General features: G+C 59.2%; 26 protein-coding genes. 3 read left to right on the top strand and 23 right to left on the bottom strand.

The annotated features are described in order from the left end of the window. Positions 1-119 precede the first annotated feature (119 nt). From H2Z84_RS14425 to H2Z84_RS14380, 10 genes are all read right to left on the bottom strand, one after another. A complete protein-coding gene (locus tag H2Z84_RS14425; protein ID WP_181836575.1) occupies positions 120-593 on the bottom strand; it encodes a hypothetical protein in 474 nt (157 codons plus the stop codon). Positions 594-596: 3 nt separating this feature from the next. After that, positions 597-968: a phage tail protein gene (locus tag H2Z84_RS14420; protein WP_220272843.1), complete on the bottom strand. Its 372-nt coding sequence runs from the start codon at positions 966-968 to the stop codon at positions 597-599. A gap of 102 nt (positions 969-1,070) precedes the next feature. After that, positions 1,071-2,504, bottom strand: a complete 1,434-nt coding sequence (locus tag H2Z84_RS14415) for a phage tail sheath C-terminal domain-containing protein (protein WP_181836574.1) — start codon at positions 2,502-2,504, stop codon at positions 1,071-1,073. After that, positions 2,504-2,734, bottom strand: coding sequence for a hypothetical protein (locus H2Z84_RS21345; RefSeq protein ID WP_181836573.1), 231 nt, complete (start codon positions 2,732-2,734; stop codon positions 2,504-2,506). Before H2Z84_RS21345 ends, H2Z84_RS14415 begins: the two co-directional genes overlap by 1 nt. After that, the gene (locus H2Z84_RS14405) at positions 2,731-3,360 is read right to left on the bottom strand and encodes a phage protein Gp37 (protein ID WP_181836572.1); all 630 of its coding nucleotides are present in this window, start codon (positions 3,358-3,360) and stop codon (positions 2,731-2,733) included. Before H2Z84_RS14405 ends, H2Z84_RS21345 begins: the two co-directional genes overlap by 4 nt. After that, a complete protein-coding gene (locus H2Z84_RS14400) occupies positions 3,361-3,783 on the bottom strand; it encodes a gp436 family protein (RefSeq protein WP_181836571.1) in 423 nt (140 codons plus the stop codon). Between the two features lie 84 nt (positions 3,784-3,867). Beyond that, positions 3,868-4,134 (bottom strand): HI1506-related protein, encoded by a 267-nt coding sequence (locus tag H2Z84_RS14395; RefSeq protein WP_181836570.1) that lies wholly within the window; start codon positions 4,132-4,134, stop codon positions 3,868-3,870. A 47-nt stretch (positions 4,135-4,181) separates the two neighbouring features. Then, on the bottom strand, positions 4,182-5,087 hold the full coding sequence (locus H2Z84_RS14390; RefSeq protein ID WP_181836569.1) for a Mu-like prophage major head subunit gpT family protein: 906 nt from the start codon (positions 5,085-5,087) through the stop codon (positions 4,182-4,184). Between the two features lie 10 nt (positions 5,088-5,097). Further along, positions 5,098-5,502 carry a hypothetical protein gene (locus tag H2Z84_RS14385; protein ID WP_181836568.1) on the bottom strand — a complete coding sequence of 135 codons (405 nt, stop codon included), beginning with the start codon at positions 5,500-5,502 and terminating at the stop codon, positions 5,098-5,100. A 4-nt stretch (positions 5,503-5,506) separates the two neighbouring features. Then, complete coding sequence (locus tag H2Z84_RS14380; RefSeq protein WP_181836567.1) at positions 5,507-6,574, bottom strand: phage protease; 1,068 nt, start codon at positions 6,572-6,574, stop codon at positions 5,507-5,509. A 123-nt stretch (positions 6,575-6,697) separates the two neighbouring features. On the opposite strand from H2Z84_RS14380, the gene H2Z84_RS14375 reads away from it, so the two are divergent. Then, positions 6,698-6,985: a DUF2513 domain-containing protein gene (locus H2Z84_RS14375; protein WP_181836566.1), complete on the top strand. Its 288-nt coding sequence runs from the start codon at positions 6,698-6,700 to the stop codon at positions 6,983-6,985. A 15-nt stretch (positions 6,986-7,000) separates the two neighbouring features. After that, complete coding sequence (locus H2Z84_RS14370) at positions 7,001-7,279, top strand: hypothetical protein (protein ID WP_181836565.1); 279 nt, start codon at positions 7,001-7,003, stop codon at positions 7,277-7,279. A gap of 655 nt (positions 7,280-7,934) precedes the next feature. Here H2Z84_RS14370 and H2Z84_RS14365 read toward each other — a convergent pair. Both H2Z84_RS14365 and terL read right to left on the bottom strand, forming a co-directional pair. Next, on the bottom strand, positions 7,935-9,221 hold the full coding sequence (locus tag H2Z84_RS14365; RefSeq protein ID WP_181836564.1) for a DUF935 domain-containing protein: 1,287 nt from the start codon (positions 9,219-9,221) through the stop codon (positions 7,935-7,937). A gap of 8 nt (positions 9,222-9,229) precedes the next feature. Continuing rightward, positions 9,230-10,852: a phage terminase large subunit gene (terL, locus tag H2Z84_RS14360; protein ID WP_181836563.1), complete on the bottom strand. Its 1,623-nt coding sequence runs from the start codon at positions 10,850-10,852 to the stop codon at positions 9,230-9,232. A 23-nt stretch (positions 10,853-10,875) separates the two neighbouring features. On the opposite strand from terL, the gene H2Z84_RS14355 reads away from it, so the two are divergent. Further along, complete coding sequence (locus tag H2Z84_RS14355) at positions 10,876-11,388, top strand: hypothetical protein (protein WP_181836562.1); 513 nt, start codon at positions 10,876-10,878, stop codon at positions 11,386-11,388. On the opposite strand, the gene H2Z84_RS14350 is transcribed toward H2Z84_RS14355, so the two are convergent. The 11 genes from H2Z84_RS14350 to H2Z84_RS14300 all read right to left on the bottom strand — a co-directional run bounded on the left by H2Z84_RS14350 (position 11,385) and on the right by H2Z84_RS14300 (position 17,729). Continuing rightward, on the bottom strand, positions 11,385-11,885 hold the full coding sequence (locus H2Z84_RS14350; protein WP_181836561.1) for a DUF1804 family protein: 501 nt from the start codon (positions 11,883-11,885) through the stop codon (positions 11,385-11,387). The genes H2Z84_RS14355 and H2Z84_RS14350 overlap by 4 nt on opposite strands. After that, the gene (locus H2Z84_RS14345; protein WP_181836560.1) at positions 11,885-12,106 is read right to left on the bottom strand and encodes a hypothetical protein; all 222 of its coding nucleotides are present in this window, start codon (positions 12,104-12,106) and stop codon (positions 11,885-11,887) included. The genes H2Z84_RS14350 and H2Z84_RS14345 overlap by 1 nt, the downstream gene beginning before the upstream one ends. Further along, a complete protein-coding gene (locus tag H2Z84_RS14340) occupies positions 12,093-12,698 on the bottom strand; it encodes a hypothetical protein (RefSeq protein ID WP_181836559.1) in 606 nt (201 codons plus the stop codon). Before H2Z84_RS14340 ends, H2Z84_RS14345 begins: the two co-directional genes overlap by 14 nt. Further along, positions 12,695-12,928 carry a DUF2644 domain-containing protein gene (locus tag H2Z84_RS14335; protein WP_181836558.1) on the bottom strand — a complete coding sequence of 78 codons (234 nt, stop codon included), beginning with the start codon at positions 12,926-12,928 and terminating at the stop codon, positions 12,695-12,697. Before H2Z84_RS14335 ends, H2Z84_RS14340 begins: the two co-directional genes overlap by 4 nt. Further along, complete coding sequence (locus H2Z84_RS14330; RefSeq protein WP_181836557.1) at positions 12,928-13,335, bottom strand: M15 family metallopeptidase; 408 nt, start codon at positions 13,333-13,335, stop codon at positions 12,928-12,930. Before H2Z84_RS14330 ends, H2Z84_RS14335 begins: the two co-directional genes overlap by 1 nt. 96 nt (positions 13,336-13,431) lie before the next feature. Beyond that, positions 13,432-15,180, bottom strand: a complete 1,749-nt coding sequence (locus tag H2Z84_RS14325; RefSeq protein ID WP_181836556.1) for an AIPR family protein — start codon at positions 15,178-15,180, stop codon at positions 13,432-13,434. Between the two features lie 138 nt (positions 15,181-15,318). Beyond that, complete coding sequence (locus H2Z84_RS14320; protein ID WP_181836555.1) at positions 15,319-15,771, bottom strand: Mor transcription activator family protein; 453 nt, start codon at positions 15,769-15,771, stop codon at positions 15,319-15,321. Continuing rightward, entirely contained in the window at positions 15,768-16,187 is a 420-nt protein-coding gene (locus H2Z84_RS14315; protein ID WP_181836554.1) for a gp16 family protein, read from the bottom strand. Before H2Z84_RS14315 ends, H2Z84_RS14320 begins: the two co-directional genes overlap by 4 nt. Positions 16,188-16,410: 223 nt before the next feature. Beyond that, on the bottom strand, positions 16,411-16,716 hold the full coding sequence (locus H2Z84_RS14310; protein ID WP_258869407.1) for an HU family DNA-binding protein: 306 nt from the start codon (positions 16,714-16,716) through the stop codon (positions 16,411-16,413). 27 nt (positions 16,717-16,743) lie between these two features. Beyond that, positions 16,744-17,352, bottom strand: a complete 609-nt coding sequence (locus tag H2Z84_RS14305) for a DUF3164 family protein (RefSeq protein ID WP_181836552.1) — start codon at positions 17,350-17,352, stop codon at positions 16,744-16,746. Next, complete coding sequence (locus H2Z84_RS14300) at positions 17,349-17,729, bottom strand: helix-turn-helix domain-containing protein (protein WP_181836551.1); 381 nt, start codon at positions 17,727-17,729, stop codon at positions 17,349-17,351. Before H2Z84_RS14300 ends, H2Z84_RS14305 begins: the two co-directional genes overlap by 4 nt. Positions 17,730-17,743 lie beyond the last annotated feature (14 nt).

The following is a 17,743-nucleotide window of genomic DNA, read 5'->3' as shown; positions in this document are numbered from 1 at the left end:
ACCCGCAGCAGGCCGTTTTGCCGCACGTGAGATCACCCGACGCTGGCCAGGCCGCTCGCCACGATCCTCCGCGCTCACCGCCTGCACCATGGCCAACACATACAACCACTGCGCCTCCGTCAATGCGACGGCTGGCTGGCCAAATAACGCAGCAGCTTTTTCAGCGTAGCGAAACTTAAATCGTTCAAACGCGTTGTCTGCGGCGTTTTTTTTACCTCCTCCAGCAAAGCCGCCAAATCCTCCTCGCGCATGCGTGCCGGATTAAAATTCCGCTCGAACGCCAGATACTCCTCCAGCAAAAACGCCTTCTGCTCCCGGGTCAGCGTCTGCGCCAACTCCGATACAGAGCTAAAAACCGGCTTATCCTCCTCCGCATCCAGCAGCGCCAGCAGCAACAGCTCATTGGCCAGGCGGCGCTCATACAAATCCGCACTGGTTGGCGTCATCTCCACCTCAGTAAAAGCCAGATGCGCCGCCATGCCGGCCTTCGCATAATCCTCCTCGGTCAACAAGCGCAAGCGCAGCTGCACCCCCGCCAATTGCACCGGCAAACGCTGACACGCCGCCTGCTTCAGTTTCTCCAGCAAAGTCATCACTTACTCCCTGATCTTGCGCAAGGCCGACAGCTTGATATCGCGGCGCGCCTCGTTATCCACGCTGTATTTCTCACCCACCTCAGTGGTAAAACAATCCAGCCAGCTCTCGCGCTTCCCGCCCGGCGCTTGCGGATAAATCGTCAGCTTCGCCCCCTTGATCGCCTCCCAATCCAGATCCCCAGCCAACGGAATCACCACCGTGGCAGACAGGTCATACTCCGCCACACCCCCGGCAAAACCCTTGGCACGGCCAGTCTTGTTCATGGTCTTCACCAGCTTGCGGCCCGTCTTGGTAGAGGGCGACAGTTCAATCACTTCCACTTCGTGGCCATCCACTTCCAGTACGATGGCACCTGCATATTCTTGCAACATGATGTTCTCCAGATCATGGCCGCGCGTTCAGCCCGCACCGCCAATAGCAAACAAATAAAAAAGCGCCGTCACCCTATCTCGCACAGCAACGGCAGCCCATGCTTACAGCAACAGATCAATACGACCGGCAATCACATGCAGCCCATTCACCACATCCACCGGAATCTTCACGCACAACATGCCCACGTTCTGCAGATCACGTTCGGCCAGCACGCCATCCTTGTTCTGCTCCACCGCCTCGATGATTTCCAGCTCCTCCAGCTTGTAGAGCACATCCAGGATTTCACTGCGCACCTTTTCCGGCGTGCGCGTCGACAGCTTGTCGCGCGGAAAGCGCAAACTCACCCGCTCACGGCAGGCGCGGCGCACATAATCCAGCGTACGCATGGTGGTGATATCCAGCAGGGACTCGTCCTCCACCCCCTGCGGATCGCGGGTATAGGTACTCACCGCCCGCACGATCTGCAGCCGATTGCCCGGACCCACCTCCAGCGGCGTCATACCGTTGTAGAGCGCGTTCTCCTGCTCGGTACGCATGGTCTGGTCGGCCATGGCCGGCACATCCAGCCCCTTGATCTCCAGGGTATTGAGCGGGCGCGCCGGATCCTCCTCGCTGGCCAGTACTGCGGCATAAGCCGCACCCAGCTGGCACGGCTGCTGATAAGACCCGCGATGCCACACCATGCTCATGCGGCCACTGTTCAGCTGCTTCGTATAGGCAATGCCGCCCGCCAGGCTATCCGTCCAGCCCACCACGCCAATCGCGCCGCGCTGCTCCAGCGGGCCGGATACCGACTCCACATGGCTACGCAACTGAAACACCATGCCGTAAGGCTCGATCTGCGGGCAGACAATGATGTGATGCCCACTGGCCGCCGCAGCCGCCAGCGCCGGACTCATATCCACACCACCCGTACCGCCGCTCAATTGCTTGTCGATGGTTGGCAACAGGGAAGGATCCGTCGACTGGCAACGCAGCTTGATGCTGTTGCCGACAAAACCCTTGTGGCGTGCAGTCAATACCAGCTCACCTGTCCCCAAATATTGGGCACGCACCGGTAACTTATCCTGATGTTTTTCCACCAGCTGCTGCAGAGCCATCAGGATGGAACTGTCGGACTGAAACCCCGCCAGCGGCAGATCGATGCGCTGGTCAGCAATCCACAAAGACAGCACCCCCTGGGTGACAGCGCGATTATTCAGGCGCAGCTTGCCCGACGCCGCCGTGCCGTCTTTCGGATCATCCATCGCCACCGCAGTCAGCTGCACATACGGGTTGGCCGTGATGGCCGCCCTGGCCATCAGATGCAGCTGACTAGCATGGCCAAACAACTGGGCCGCCTGCTCATCACTGAACACATCCACCGGGTGCAGGGCAGCCTGGCTGCCCGTCGCCAGGCGCTGGCCAAGCAGCAGCACGCGCTGCGGATTACCCGGCAGCGTGCGTACTGCCAGCCGGGTGTTGAATTCAAAATACTTGCCCGGCTTGCGGATGCTGGCCGGGATGGCATCAAAACTGATATTCGGACTAGCCATCACACATTTCCTTTCTTGCTATCACTCTCGTCCGGCACCTTGGCCGCTACCGCATCCGCTGCGGCAGTCGCCTCGGCAACCGCCTCATCCAGCACACTCAAATCACCATCGGCAATCTGGCGACGGTAATAGGCACTGTCCTCCACCGTTACCGCCTCGCCATCACCGATATAGCGGCGTGGCTGCCCCTCCATCGGCACCAGCAAGCCATTGTTTGCAATTACTTTCATGGGTTTCTCCTCAAAATGTCCCTTGCGTCGGCAACGCCGTCATCCGGAACCAGGTGGTAATCAATACCGATGCCCAAAAAGGGCGGATCGGGCAGATTTGTCCGGCCATGGGCCAGGGCAAATACACTATCGGGATGGCGCACCGCGCCGTCCTCCTCAGGCGAGGGCGGGATAGGCCAGCCCCCCGCTGGCAAGGCCTGCTCCAGCCAGCTGCAAGCAAATTCACAAGCCAACACCCGGCAAGCCTCACCAGCGCGGCACCTGTTAAACAGCGTGCGCACCTTGCCCGGCGTTAACGGGCTGATGGCCAGGCCCAGATCCTGCTCGGACAGCAAACGGCGCACCGCCTGCACCAGCCGATAGCCAGGTCCCTCCGCAGCGCCCGCAGCAAGGCAGTCGCCCACCAACACCACAAACTGCCCCTGTACCCGGTACTGCTGGCGGCTGGTGCCATGCGGCTTGCTGTCCAGCACGCCATCAAAGCTCACCCAGGCCGCAGGCAAGTGGCCAAGGGCAGCCGGCAGGTCATCCTCCAGCTCGCCGCCATAACGGCTCACTTGCCCTACCAGCTCGCCCAGCCCCTGCTGCAGGCGGCTGATCAATGCATCCTCAATCAGGCCAATCATTCAGAATCCTTCCGCATTACAGACAAACACCCGCCGGCCCACCCGCCACTGCACCGCCTTGTCCATCGCCCCCACGCCACCATCCGGCATACCCCCCAGCGTCACCTTGCCGGCAGCGGCCAGGGTGAGAAAGCGGATGGCATCCCGATAGCGCTCGCGGATCAGCTCGGCATGCAGCGTTGCGCCGCCGCACAAGCGGTAACGGGCGATGTCGCAGCAATAGCCGCAGATAATGCGCGGCGGCCCCGCCAGCGGGACGGCATAGCGGGCGGCCAGATAGCCGTCGATCTCCGCCGAGGCATCCACCAGCGCCGCCTGCAGCACTGCCGCATCGATTACGCCATGCAGGCTGCGGTCGGTCAGCGCCACCACTTCGCGCATGCCAAAACGAGCCGTCATGTCATCCTGCGTGGCGTAAGCCATGCACACCTCCTGTCAGGCGAGTTTCTGCGAGCCGCCCAGCGGCGAAGCTAAAGCGCGCCACCATCACATCCTGCGTGGCAACCATCAGGCGGCCCCCTTGCTTTTGCTGCTGGCCTTGGCCGTGGTTTTGGCGGTGTCGGCAGGCGGGTCGGTTTCTTCCTTCACCTGCTCACCATCGCTGGTCGGGGCGACCTCCGGGTCGGGCAGCACTTCCACCAGCAGCAGCGGCTCGGCCTGTAGCGCCTGCAGTTGTTCCTGCGAGAAGCTGTCGTCCGGGTGTTCGGTGGGCGTGGCGCTGTGCGCCATGCCGGCACGACGGAAACCGTCGGACAATGCGGTGATGCGGATCATGGTTTTGTCCCCTTGGGAAATCGGATCAAAGCGAGTCTGGGCAGCGCTCAAACCGTGCCGTCCGAGCCATAGGCCAGCTGCCAGAAGCCATACCCCCCGGCCGCACGCGCCTCCGCCCCAAACTTGAAACGCTTGCGCATGAACACCTCGTCGGCCTGCGGGTCGGTCTGCTGCACAAAGTCCGGCTTCTTGCGCTCCTGGTAGATAAAGGGCTTCACCGGCTTGCTGGTATCCAGCAGAAACCAGGCGCTATCCGAATTCAGCCACGGTGCCACCACGACTTTTGCCGTGCCCTTGTACGGGTTGGCCTTGCCATCCTCCAGCCGCTCCACCGTCATCAGCGTGTTGGCCTCGTCTTCCAGCGCGGGGCCCACCAACAACACATTCGGGGTGATGTTGAGGGGGCGGCCTTCCTCGTCACGGAATTTGCGCATGGCGGTGCGCGCTGCGCCGTAGCCGGCACGGGCGGCAGCCACGCTGGCGGCCGATAGCTTTGCCGTGCCGCGGTTGGACACCGACTTGCCATTCACCGGGTGGTCACGGTCAAAGAAATACTGGCCGTCATAGCAGCGGCTGCTAAAGCCCAGGTTCACCAGCTCGAACACGATTTCATCCGGCAGTTGCTTGGCGGAGAAACCCGCCATCTCGGCCTGCGGCTTGTAGATGCCCAACTGGTCGTCCTCGATGTCGTTACGGTCCACCTCGACCGTGGCTTCCCAGTCATCGTTGACGATGGTGTATTTCGACGCTTCCAGCGCCTTCACCGCCTTGTCACCCATCCACTTTTTCATGCGCGGGAAACGGCTGAGCCAGGCGTAATCGTTCTGGCGGGCGCTGGACGGCACCAGCATCGCCACCTCCTGCCACTGGCTGGGGGCAGCGTCAAAAGCGTTGTTGAAGATGGTCTTCAGGTTGAGAAAGATAGTCTTGATGTTGTTGGCATTGATCAGCATGAAGTGCTCCTTACATCTGTACCCAGACGCCGTCCGGGTCGATCTGGATGATGGTGCCGGCCAGCGGCAACTGCCCGCCCTGGTCACTACGACGCACCGTCTGGTTGTCCTGCACATAGCAGGGGCGGCACAGGGCAGTGGCCGGGATAGGGTCGGTCTGGCTGTTGTCCCATTTGAAAGCCTTGCCACGGCGCACCAGTACAAACTCGCTGCCCGCCGCGCCGCTGTTCTGCTTGCTTTCCTCCGCCCGGCCCACCGCCACCATGCTGGGATTGGCCACGCCATAGGCCATGCCATCACCATTGGAAACCATCACGATGGTGCCGGCCGGGATGGTGATGCCCGCTGCCATCGGCAGGCGCAGCAGCTGGCCATCCATCATCGGGGTGTTACGGTCCTTGCTGGTCAGGGCCATGGGCTTAGTCCTTCAGTGCGGCCGGATCGAGGCCGAACTGCTGGCAAATAGCCAGCGTGTCGGCATCCGGGGTGGTGGGCGTCATGCCAGCTGGCGGCTGGCCCTGGGTTTGGGTGCCGGACAGTGCGGCAATGCGTGGCGCGGTAGCCAGGTAGCTGGTGAGTGCGGCCAGATTGCTGCCAGCCAACTCCCGCGCCCACGCTTCCTGTGCCGGCAACAGCCGGCCATCGGCCAGCGCAACACTAATCAGCTGCTCTTGCGTGCCGCTTTGCAGCTGGGCGCTGAGGCTGGCCACCTGCTGTTGCAGGGCGCGCATGGTGTCAATCGGCACAAAGCGCGCCGGGTCAGCCTGATTGGCCGTCAGCGCAGCAAGCTGCGTCTGCTGGCTGGCCAGCAACTGGCGCAGGTCTACACTGGCGGCAGCCATGCCTTTGCCGTCGGACAGCTGGCCGATCAGCGCCGACAAGGCCGTCTGTGCCGCTGCCTGGTCGGCCTCGGCCGGCAGGCTCAGCAGCCAGCGCAGCTGCGCCAGCAGTTCGGTGATATCCATGGGGGTCTCCAGTGCAGGAGTAGGGGAAAGCGTCCCAGCCAGGCGTGACAGGGCCGCCAGTTGCAGCTCCGGCAGTTCGTCCAGCGCGGGGTTATTGGTAAGGGCGACATGCAGCAGGGCGATGACCCTGCCGTCCTTGTCGTAAGCAAATACCGGCGACAGATAGCGGTATTCCAGCGCGGCTATCATCGCGGCGGCACGCGCAGTCCACTCCACATAGGTGGCGTACAGCCCGTCCTCGCGCCATTCCAGCGAGCCGAACCAGCCGGCAGCCGGCGCAGGTTGGCCATTGGCCTGGCTGTATAAGGTCTGGTGCTCGTAATCAATGACAAAACGCGTTTGCCGCTGGGCCGCCGCCATCACCAGTGCCGCAGCCAGCGCGGCATCCATCTCCCAGTAAGGGCATTCGGTGGGGCGACCATCGCGGGCACGGAAGCTCCCCGCCGGCAGCAGCTTGAGGGCTGTCTGTCCGGGGGTAAGGTCAACCGTCAGTGCGGCGATGCGGTGTGCAAGATGTGCCATGCCCCGCAGTGTGCGGGGCATGGTGGGGGTGGGACTGTGTGAAGGGGTTCAGTAGTGTCTGAATCTACTTGATAAACTCAATTGGCATGTGCAAAATAGGAAAAAATATCGTATTGGATTTTTATGAAAAGAAATATGCAAACAGTCTTTGCCATTTTGGCGGCTTGCGAAAAAGAGTTCGATGGCCAGCCTACCTTGGCCTCGGTGAGGACATTCGTTGCCAGTTACAGCGGAGCTGGCGAAGTTGAGCAAGCATATCATCTATCACTTTTAGAGCATGGTGGTTTTATCCGGTTTGACAAACAAGATTTGGAAATGATGCGAAGTAATCCATTTGTTTTATTAACATGGGCTGGCCATGACTTATTGGATTTCTTGAAGGCTCGCATTGCAAAAGGCGAGCTGATTTAATTAACAGGAGGTTTGATGAAAAAATATCTAGTAAGTATTTATGATGCTGGCGATAAGCAAACATATGATCTGAGTATGACAGAAGATGATATGTTGGCGATTTTCAATATGAAAACATTAAAGAAAAATAAAGTTGAACTACCCAGTATTGGTGGTAATGCAGTGTTGAATGGAAATGATGTCATGATTGTTTACAGCAGTGATTTGGCTAGAACCAATCAGGGGACCATTGGTGTTAGCTTTTACGATTTGCTTGAGTGCCTTGAGGACGCACATCCACGACTGTTCTCGTGATTGTGTTTCAACCCGTTTAAACCCCGTTTAATTTCAACGATCGCCCCCGCGCTGCGGCACTGCCCCATCCGGGGGGCTGGCAACGCGCCAGAGGCCGTTTCTGCGCCTTGTTGTCTTTACTGCCCGACCACCCCGCGCAGGTAGTCCTCCACCGCCCGTTCTATCTCGCCCTCATCCCAGGCCGTCAGCTGCAGGAAGGGCCGTGCCGGGATCTTGCTGCCGGGGTGGTTCACCTGTTTTACCGGGTAGCGTGCGCCGAGCCAGTACAGGGCTTGCTTGTGACGGGGGAGAATGAGGTGGGGGCGGGGCTAGCCCCCTAACGGTTGGATGGCAGCATATTTCAGATTGCTGCGCGATCTGCGCCCCGCCGGCATCACAGGCCGGAGCATGCTCACGGCCTGCTGCAGGCAAGCCAGTGTGCCGCGCCACAAATTTATCTTTACATCAAGAGTAATCGTGGACTAATTTTAAACACGGTATCGGTAGCAGGGTATTGCCCGGGATGTTGTACATGGCGAGGGCTGGTCCGTCGCCATCAGTCTGTCGAGCGCTATTTCAGGCTCTCCCGGTACCACCACATTCCCCCAGCGCCGCCAGGGATGACGGCGCCGCATGCGCACCACCTACCCGGTGGCAGCCTCGCCCCAGCCCGGCACTACACCCGCAGTGGCGGCGGCAACCCCAGCTCTGGCCGTGGCACACTCAGCACCGGCTCATCCGCCACCGGGGCCGGAATCGCCAGCTTGTCACGCACCCAGCTGACCGGCACTTTCAGACCCAGCCCCACCAGCTTGGGCAGGCTGTCGGCATAGCTGGCCATGTCTTCCACGGCGCGGGTGTCGAATACCAGGCGCGGCAGGCGGCGCGGGTCGATCTGGCCGGCGTTGAGTACGGCCAGCGGGTAGAGCAGATCGCGGGTCAGCGTACCTTGCAGCTGGCGCGCATCGCTGACGGTGAGGTCGTGACGCACTTCGTTGTGGATCTGGCCCAGCGCATTGGTGCTGGTCTTGCCATCGGCCTGGCTGGTGAGCGTGCCGCCCAGAATGGCTTTGCTCTGGGTACGCTCACACCAGTCCATCATCGCCTGGAAGGGGTCATGGCTACCCTTGGCCGCTTCCTGGAACTCGATCAGCATGCCTTCCGGGATGATGCCGGCCGCGTTGTGGCCAATGCCGGCCACCGCCTGCAGCAGGGTGGCTTTTTCAGCATCGGTAGCGCCGCTGGGGTATTTGCCCACCCGTAGCGGCAGGCCGTAGATTTCCAGAAACTCGGCCAGATCGCGCACCGCGTAGTTCTTGAACAGATAAGGCCAGCACAGGATGCGGTGCAGTCCGGCGCGGGTGAGATAGCCAGACTTGGCGCGGTGCTGGTGCAGTACCCAGCCGAAGGGCCACAGTTCCGCGCCTTCCATGGTGCCATCGCGCAGGCGCAGCGCATTGCCATCGGTCGGCAGGGTCTGGAACCAGCGCTGTGGCCGATGGCTCAGCCGCTCCGGCAGCCACTCCCGCCCCAATTGCTGCCACTGGATTTCCAACGCGGCAAAGCCGTGGCCGATGCCGTCCAGGCAATCCAGCAGCACATCGTCCAGCTCGGGCATGTTCTCCAGCCACTCCTGCAGGCGGCCGGCCAGCGTCTTCTCGGCGGCACTGGCCTGTGGCGGCGCTTCGACAGACCAGTCCAGCGTCAGCAGCACGCGCTTGCGCTTGCTCATCTCGGCAAAGATGTGGCCGTCCTTTTCTTCCATGTCGGTAAACAGGTCGGCCTGGGCGCTGAGCACCCCTTGTTCGGCTTCTTCCAGCACCCGATGCAGCCGCGCCGGGGTCAGGCCGCGTGAGGGGTGTTCGGCAAATGTTCGTGTCACCCAGCCGATGCGGGCGGTTTGGGCCTCGCCCAGTACCTCGCGCTGAATGGGCTGGCCGTATTGGTCTAGTAGTCTTGTCATGGCGGCTCCTACCAGGCACCACCGCCAAAGGCAGCGGCCTGGTCGCGGTGGACCGGGGTATAGGCGATGGCTCCACAACCACCAATCGCTGCAGCCCACAGCATCTGCAGCGCGTCCGGGCCGTCGTCGTGGTCGGCCTTGGGAAAGTGGCGCAGCTGCTCGAGCAGCGTGTGCTGCGAAGGGTGCAAGCGGATCAGGCCATTGGCCATGTGCGGCTGCAGCGTTTCAATGCGCAGCAGCTTGTCGGCAATCGGGGTCACACCACGCGCCGGCACCGGAATGCCACGGGCGGCAGCGCGCTTTACCAGCTCGGTGCGCATGAATTCCTGGAACTGCACCGACTCCACCAGCCATAGCAGGCAGCGGTATTGCTGCTGCAAAGCAATGACGTCTTCAATAATGCGATCCGGCAAGCGCTTGCGGATGCGGGCTTCCACCACATCCAGCACGCCGCTGTGGCGGTTGTAGCCCCCCACCAGAATGGCCGACGGGTCACGGCTGGCACCGGCCCGGCCCAGCGAGGGGTCGCAGGCTCCGTAAAACAGCCAGTCGGCCAGCCGGTTCACCCAGAAGTGAATGCACTCGGCAAACGGGGCATCGTCACCGGACAGCGGGTCGTTTTGCTGCTCGCTGTCGAATGCCGCCTTGCCATCGCGGGCGCGTTTCACCATCAGCTGGTAAAAGCTGGTGCCGCCCGGCCAGCAGATTCGCACCCCGGCATCCATCTCCGGCTGGTGCGCCCGATAATAGGCGAGGGCGGCGTCCACCCCCTGCGACAACAGCAGCTCGGTCCAGTGGTCCCACAGGTCCATGCGTTCCGGCCACTGCTCCACGGCGCGAAACTTGGCCCCATGCCACAGCGGGTTGGCCAGCAGCCGCGCCAGCACCGAGTCGTAATGCAGGATGGTGCCGATGATGAACACGTCCAGGCTGTCGTCGGCATCGCCCAGCGACAGCAGGCTTTTGTTTAGCCAGGCATGCAGCTTGTCGCGCTGTTCCGGGCTGCGCACATTGTCATCGTTTTCCAGATCGTCACCGATCACCAGATCCGGCCGCCACGGCCCATGCCGCCGGCCACGAATGCGCTTGCCGGAGCCGAACACTTCAATCTTGGCGTCGTTGCGGGTAAGGATGGTGCCCACCTGCCACACCCGGCCCTGGCCGCAGGCTTCGGGAAAGTCGCGCAGCAGGCGCGGGTTGAATTCCAGCTCGGCCTTGATTGCCTCCAGCATCGGCAAGGCCTGGTCCAGCGCGTCCATCACCAGGATGGGGTAGTGCTTGCGGCCGGTAATCACGCACCACAGCGTGCCGATCTGGGTAATCAGCGTGGACTTGGCATGGCCACGCGGCGCAGCCACTGCATCGTGGTCGCCGGTCTGGTTGTCGATGATCTGCTGGAAACGGGTAAACAGATAGTCATGTAGCCGGGCAGGCTCACGCCGGGTGTAGTGCGGGAAGTAGGTGAGGGCAAAAAAGCGGAAGCTGGCCATGGCCATGGCCTGCAGCCGGCGCGCCGGACGGGTGGCCGGGTCCGGGTCGAAGCCTGCGCATTCGGCCTCCAACTGGCTGCGGTAGGCGGCAGCCAGCTGAGCGAGATCCTGCAGGAAGGATTTTTTGGTAAGCTTGCTCATGTCATTATCATTGAGTATAGAAAATGTCAGGTAAGCCACTACCCAAGATCGATCCCGTCACGGCTCAGAAAATTGCAGACGTTCTGAATAAAAGAGGCTTTGTCACCCACGATGATTTTCCTCTCGTACTACAAAAAGAGTTTGGCGACTTCATCAAACGTAAAATCCGTACCCTGAATAAACACGGCTATACCGGCGGTACGCTTGAGCCGTGGAGTACCAATTTTCGCCAAGCAAACTTTACCTACGGTGCACGCGTCATCGCCCGTCAGGTTCCAGACACACGACTCGATGCCTATACCAACGCCACTGCCGGCCCCCCGTCCGGCCTGGCACTCTCCAAGCTGACGATAGGCGATCTGTCTCACTTGCTGCTTGGCTTGGTATTTGCATGCCCATGCGGGCATCAAACCAAAGTCGATAGCAACCTTTATTCCTTTGCGGACAGGAAAAAAGACTGCACCCAGGCAACGGCGGTGTGTCCTGCATGTAAAGCCGTGATCACTTCGCCGTCTGATGCCTATCGCCTGTTCTAGCCATACACCCGCGCCAGCTCCTCCCCAAACGGCTCCAGCACCTCGACAAAGGTCTGGGCGTGTTTGGGGTAGTGCTCCCGGATAAACCCGGCCAGCTTCTGCACCACCTCCATCGCCGTGGCCAACTGGCTGGTTTCCGGCAGCACGCGCTTGCTGGCGGCCACCGTCTTGTTGAAGCTGTCGGCCAGGCTGGCCAGAATCTGCACCTTTTTTTCCGGTGGAATGTCCGGGTTGGCGTTCAGCGCGTCCATGGTGGCCTGATACTGGGTCATGAAGCCGGCCAGCGCGGCACGGGCCACCGCTTCGATGCCATCCCCGGCCAGCAAATGGGCGGCGCGCAGCTTGTCCCAGTCGTCACCCCTGGCCCGCGCCTCGCGCTTCCAGCGGCTGGCGGTGGACGGTGAGATGGTGCATTGCATAGCCGCCATCTCCAGGCTGATCCGCTCCAGCACAAACAGGCGACGCAACTGGTCGCGGGTGTCCTGCCCATGTGCCACTACAGGATTCCACGCTTGATCATTTCCGCCGCAATGGCGGTGCCGATGGCCGCCATGGCCCCGCTGATCGCGCCATTTTTCGAAGCGCGGATTTCCACCTCACGCAGGCGGCCGTCCATCTTGTCGATACGGTCGTTGTGGATGTTCTGCCGTGCCAGCATCAGATCCATCTTGCCTTCCATGCGCCCCAGCGCACGTTGCAGTTCTTCATGGTCCGGCATGGGCTTCTCCTTGTTGCAGACTGGACGGGCCAGGAAACAGCGCCCGCCAGCCATCCAGTTGCTGTTCCAGCTGCTGGCACCACTGGCCATAATCGGCCGCGTGGTAGAGCAGGGCTAAGGGGGGTAATCCGCCTGCGGCGGCGGCGGTTTGATCGGTTTGAACCACAGTTCCGGCGTCGGTTGCGGGCAGATATTCATCGGCGTTGGCGTAACCGAGCGCGGCGCGGTAGAGGCGCAAGCTGTCAGGGCCAAGGCCAGTAAAACGCTCACCATCCTGCTGTACGACATGGGCAATCCTCCGGCTCAGTTGTGCCTGGCTACCGGCCAGCGCGGCACGGGCCTGCAGCAAGGCCACGCCCACCTGGTAGGCCTGTTCCGCCAGCTGCTGCTTGTCACGCAGCGCGCTGGCCAGCGCCTCGGCCTGGGCTTCCGCCTGCTGGCGCTGTTGTGCGGCATGGGCGGCTTGTTGCCGGGCGATATCGGCCAGATAGCCACGCTCCGCCCAGCGGTAACCCGCCGTGAACGCACCGGCTGTCAGCGTCACCGCACCCAGCAGCCACACCCAGCGATGGTTGGCAAAGGGCAGCGTCATGGCCGCTCCTCCTGCTGCAAGGCATCGCGGGCGATGGCTGCGCGCTTGGACCCCTGGTTCTGCGCCACCCAGGCCGCCAGATAACCGACATACAGCCATTCATCCACTTTGCCCTGCACGGTAATCCACAGCAGCACCAGCGAACTCACCACAAACGCCCCCACCAGCGTGCTGTCGCTGGTGGACAGCCGGCCACTGACCGGGTTGCGGATCAGATCGAGCAAGCCCATTACTGCCACCCCCTGGCCAATTCAAAATGCGGAAATTCGCGAAACTTCGCCTTGGGGTTGCCATACCAGTTCAGCCCCAGCGCCTCGCCAATGCGGCCCATCACCTGCCAGTGCGGGTGTCTGGCATCCCATTGCGGCTTGCCACCCACCATGGGCACAGCGTCAAAAGCGCGCGACGCGGCCTTGCCCTGGATGGTGAAGTTGTGGGCAGACTGCCCGGCGCGGGCATTGGTCACCCTCGGCCCCGGCTTGCTGCGGCCCTGGGCATACAAGGCATCCTGCTCGGCCCCGGAACGCCAGGTGCAGTAAATCAATGCATCCACCCCGGCATCCGCGCACTGGCGCACAAAAGCCTGCGCCAAGGGCTGCAAGTCGGGGTGAAGGTCGGAAAGAAGGCGGCTGGCCATGGTGCTGGCGTCCATCAACAGTGAGTAATGGCCACCAGAATAGAAAAGCGCCCCGGGCGGGGCGCTGTGAAGGGGTTCAGTTAATTTACTGAATATTTACAACTTAATTGATTTTGCTGTGTTGGCTAGGTCTGGCAGAGATCTTGCAGGTAGTCTTGAAGCTCTTAGATTTACTTTACTATCAATTTTCTGCAAGAACTTGACTGATCTTAATGTGCTTTTGAAAGAGCCATATTCATCACGGTCATAAGTGTCTACGCCCAGCTCATAAAATAGATCAACTGATTTGTTAATATATTTCTCAAGAGCGTTCGTGAATTCAGGTGCTGCCATTTTTTCAAGTGAAATATGATTTGATTGAATGTCAGAAAACTTATCAATCAGCTTGTATGTGCAGTAAATAATCCACAGACTACTCGCCACCCCTAGTAGATTCACATTTTCATCATTATTTTTTGCTAGTTCTTCGACTCTCTGCGTCCGGATTTCATCTGCCATCGTTCCTACTCGCCATGCCAGGTAAACCTCTACTGGCTTAATTGTTCTTTTGTATATTTTTTGGTATGGCTCATCGAAAAGCTCAGCTTTATTGTTAATTGCTTGAATAAGAAATTCCTGTTTTGTTGCTGCTAGGAATTGAGTTACTTTGTCTAGCTCTATAATGCTGCTGTCAGTTTTCTTTCTTGATCCTTGCTGTTTTGGAGCGTATTGAATGTTTATTGTTGCGAATTGTTTTTTAAGTTGCTCTTGAATTTCATCAGTAGCACGAACAGCCCAAATTTTCACAGCGTTTTGAGAGTTGTTGTATCGTGTTATTTCATTTTTGATGCCGGTTTTCGCTGCAATAATTCTAACGAGCACTTTGGCATTCTCTGCTGTTTTTCCTGCTTTTACTAAGCTTGATGTTGTTTGGCATCCGTTTACGATGCTAAATCTTTTTAAAGTAATTTTCTCTGTTGTAGAGTCTTCGCTTGAATCATTTTTTTCTGTTACGCTGTCAGCAACAATTGTAATGCCATTATTTAGGGCCCAGAATTTTCCGGGAGACTCTTGGGCAGTTTTGACAATTTGTTCGTTGATGCCACCTTTTCTTGCTCCTAGATAAAGTCTGACATTCCCGGCAAATAATTTTAGCTGGTATGTTGAGTGGAGGCGCATTAATTCTTTGGCGCTGACTGTACCCACCCATGCCATTCCATACTCATCGCTATCTTTAAAATAGCTTCCACTAAAGGTGATGCTGTCTTCGGGTATTCCACCTTCCTCCTCAATTAATTCATTGTATTTTTCAACGATTGTTTCTTGGCTTTCCTGGAAAAAATCATACTTTTTATATACATCTGACTTTTTTGCTGCTTTTATGGAAGTTTCAATGTCAGTATTGTGCTTTGCTAATGAAATTAGCCCAAATGTAACAGAAAATTCAGGATTTTTTTGGAAAGTATCTGTGATTAATTCTGCCAGATCATTACGGCCTGAATTTGCTAGTATTTCAGGGTTTGTTATAAATGGTATTGACGACGAAATCGCATCCCATTTTTTTTTGGGTGTTGCTTTGTTTCTACTGTTTTCATTGTCTGGGCAATATGCTTGTATGACATAGTGTTGGGATGAATTAGGATCTGAAAATACTAAGTCGATTCCTTGATCATTGCCGCCATCTGCTGCTGCAGCTTCGAGAGCATCATCTTCATTTATGTCGAAGAAATTTATGGCATACCATGCTGCAAATGCTTTATTTCTAGTTATGTTCCCACGTGCAGCCAGAGAATCGATTGATTCAAAAATGTCTAAAATATTTGTCGCCATTTTATTTCCAGCACTAAAAATAGTTATATGTTTCATGACAATATCACTATTTATGCACTTTGGAAATACATGTGCTTAGTATTGTTGAGTTGAACATGTCTGTAAGATATTGATTTTAATAATCAATCACAGAAAGGTGCGTACCGACACGCCCTTCAAATATATTTTTTCAACCTAGAACAGAACAGCTTGTCGTTCATTACAAGCCCAGTCAGTTGCCGTTTTCAGGACACTCCACACCTGCCGTTCGGTGATCTGATATTGCCGCGCCAACTGGTGCACGGCGTGGCTGGCGGGGTGGTGGCGGGTGAGGGTGTCGAAGCTGTCGCGGATCTGTTGGTTGCGCATGGCGCGCAGGGCAGCGGCACAGCGCGGGATGGCCAGTACCTCGCCACCAAAGTGCTGGGTGAGGATATCGGCGGCGTCCACGCCCACCACCTCGGCCAGCGCCTCATACCGGACCTGTCCCTGACGACGCTGGTTTTTACTGATGGGAAAAGTGGTACCACCCCAGGCTTCGATCAGCTTGAGCGCCCTGGGCAGGCCGATCAGGCTGGCAATGAGTTGCGCCATTTCCGGCAGCAGGTGCTGTAGCTGTTCCAGCTGCTTGGCGTGTTCCGCTTTCATTCGGTTTTCCTCCCGGCGCGGCGTGCGTCGATCATCAGCGCGGCGACCAGCTTGTGCAGCTGCTGCGTGTCCAACCAATCCACCTTGTCGATTTGAAACATCCGCCTGGCCATGGCGTCGACGTAAGGCCAGGGGCGTCCGGCTTCTGCCAGCAGCGCCGCTATCTTGCCCATCAGCGCCTGACGGCCTGCGCTGGGCTGTGGCCGTTTGCCATGGCGCAGGCCGGGCCTGGGGACAAAGCCCAGACGCTGCATTTCCGCCAGCACCTGTACTAGCTGTGGCTGGTCCAGCTGGGTACTGCTGCTGCAGCCGGGGACGATGCGTGCCAGCAGGCTGCGGTAGTCGGCATCGTGCATGGCCAGTTGCTGGCGGGCGATGTGCAGTTTGGCGATCAGGGCCTGGCGTGGGTCTTTCATCGGCTTCCCCTTTGTTTCTTCTTGAGGCGTTAAAACCCGTAGAGCTTGTTCAGCGTCTCGCGAGCTAGAGCGAGACAAGGCGAAAACGGCTGAGGAAGCGGAGTTGACATGGAGTCAATGAGTATTCCGAAGACGTTTTTAACGCGGTATCGCCGAAGCGCAGCAGGTGATGAGCAGGATCTTGCGCAGCCGGCCGGGTTAACGGTCGGCTCGATACCGGGTTTTAGTTGAGGTTGTCCTTCAAAGCCTTGCCCGGCAGAAACACCACCTTGCGCCTGGCCGGGATGGCCAGGCTTTCGCCGGTTTTGGGGTTGCGGCCGGTGCGGGCGGCACTGGTGCGTACCTTGAAGCGGCCGATGCTGGCGAAGGCGACTTCATTGCCTTGCTGTGCTTGTTCGCGGATGGTCTGTTCCAGCGCATCGACCAGGCGCAGGGCGTCCACTTTGGCGAGGCCGGCCTTGTCGGCCAGGGTGCTGATGAGTTGTTGCTTGTTCATGGGGTGCTCCTTGGTGGTCGTGGGTTGCTGCAATGTGACGTGGCCGGTCTCCGGTCGCGTTCAAACACTGGCGATATCCAGCGGCAGCGCCTGATACTGGTCGCTGTCGCCAATGCGCTCATAAATGCGGATGTAGCTCTTGGAGCATTGCACCCGCACCGAGTCGGACAGCGCCTGCATGGCGCGCTGCCATTTCTCGTCCTGAATATCAAGCCGGCGCAGGCCGAGGATGCGGCCGGTGCTGATGTTGCCGGCCTTGTCCACATTGAAGGCGTCACCGACGATGGCGCGGATTTCGCTGCGGGCGCCTTCGGTCCACTCATGCAGGCATTCGTCGATCAGGCTTTTGGCTGCCTGCAGCCCTTCGTCGAAAGCCAGGGTGTCCTGAATGGCGCGTTGCAGCTTGTAGCGGCCATCAAAGCTCAGCAGCGAGACATTGCCCTTGGCTCCGCCCAGCTTGGCCCCATAGCGTTCGCCGGACAGCTCGACAAAGGCATTGATGTCGCCGAATACGGCGGTTTTGAACTCCGCCAGGCTGCGGTTGAGCAGACGGGCGCGGCTGACGATGTCCTTGACCAGTTCATCACGCGCCTGGTCGATGGGCTTGATGTGCTCCAGCGGCACCAGCCGGCCACGGGCGTCCTGTTTGTAACCTTGCGGGGTGCTCATGGCTGCGCCTCCTTGCTGTTGCCCAGTACCTGGGAGATGTGGCCGCTGAGGGTGAGCAGTTCGCTGGCTCCGTTCCCCAGTGCTGTCATCACCAGCCGGCAGCGCTGGGCGGTGGCCTCCAGCATGGCGCTGTCGATATCGCCAGCCAGCAGGCTGCGTACCAGGTCGGCATTGGCCGGGGTGATCTTGCTGGTATCGATGCCGAGCTGGTGGCGCAGGCGCACCAGCTCGGCCACCGGGGCGGGCACGCTGCGTTCGTTTTCGTAGCGGCTGCCGCCGGACTGGGTGACGAATACCCGGCTCCAGAACTGTTGCTGGTTCAGCCCTTTCTGGCGGCGCAGCTGGCGGTAGTCTTGCGGGATGTTGGTGTCGCTCATGGTGGTCTCCTGGT

This window comes from Aquitalea aquatica (assembly GCF_013911085.1).
In the GTDB taxonomy this organism is placed as follows: Bacteria; Pseudomonadota; Gammaproteobacteria; order Burkholderiales; family Chromobacteriaceae; genus Aquitalea; species Aquitalea aquatica.
This window is presented reverse-complemented; position numbering and strand designations above follow the sequence as displayed.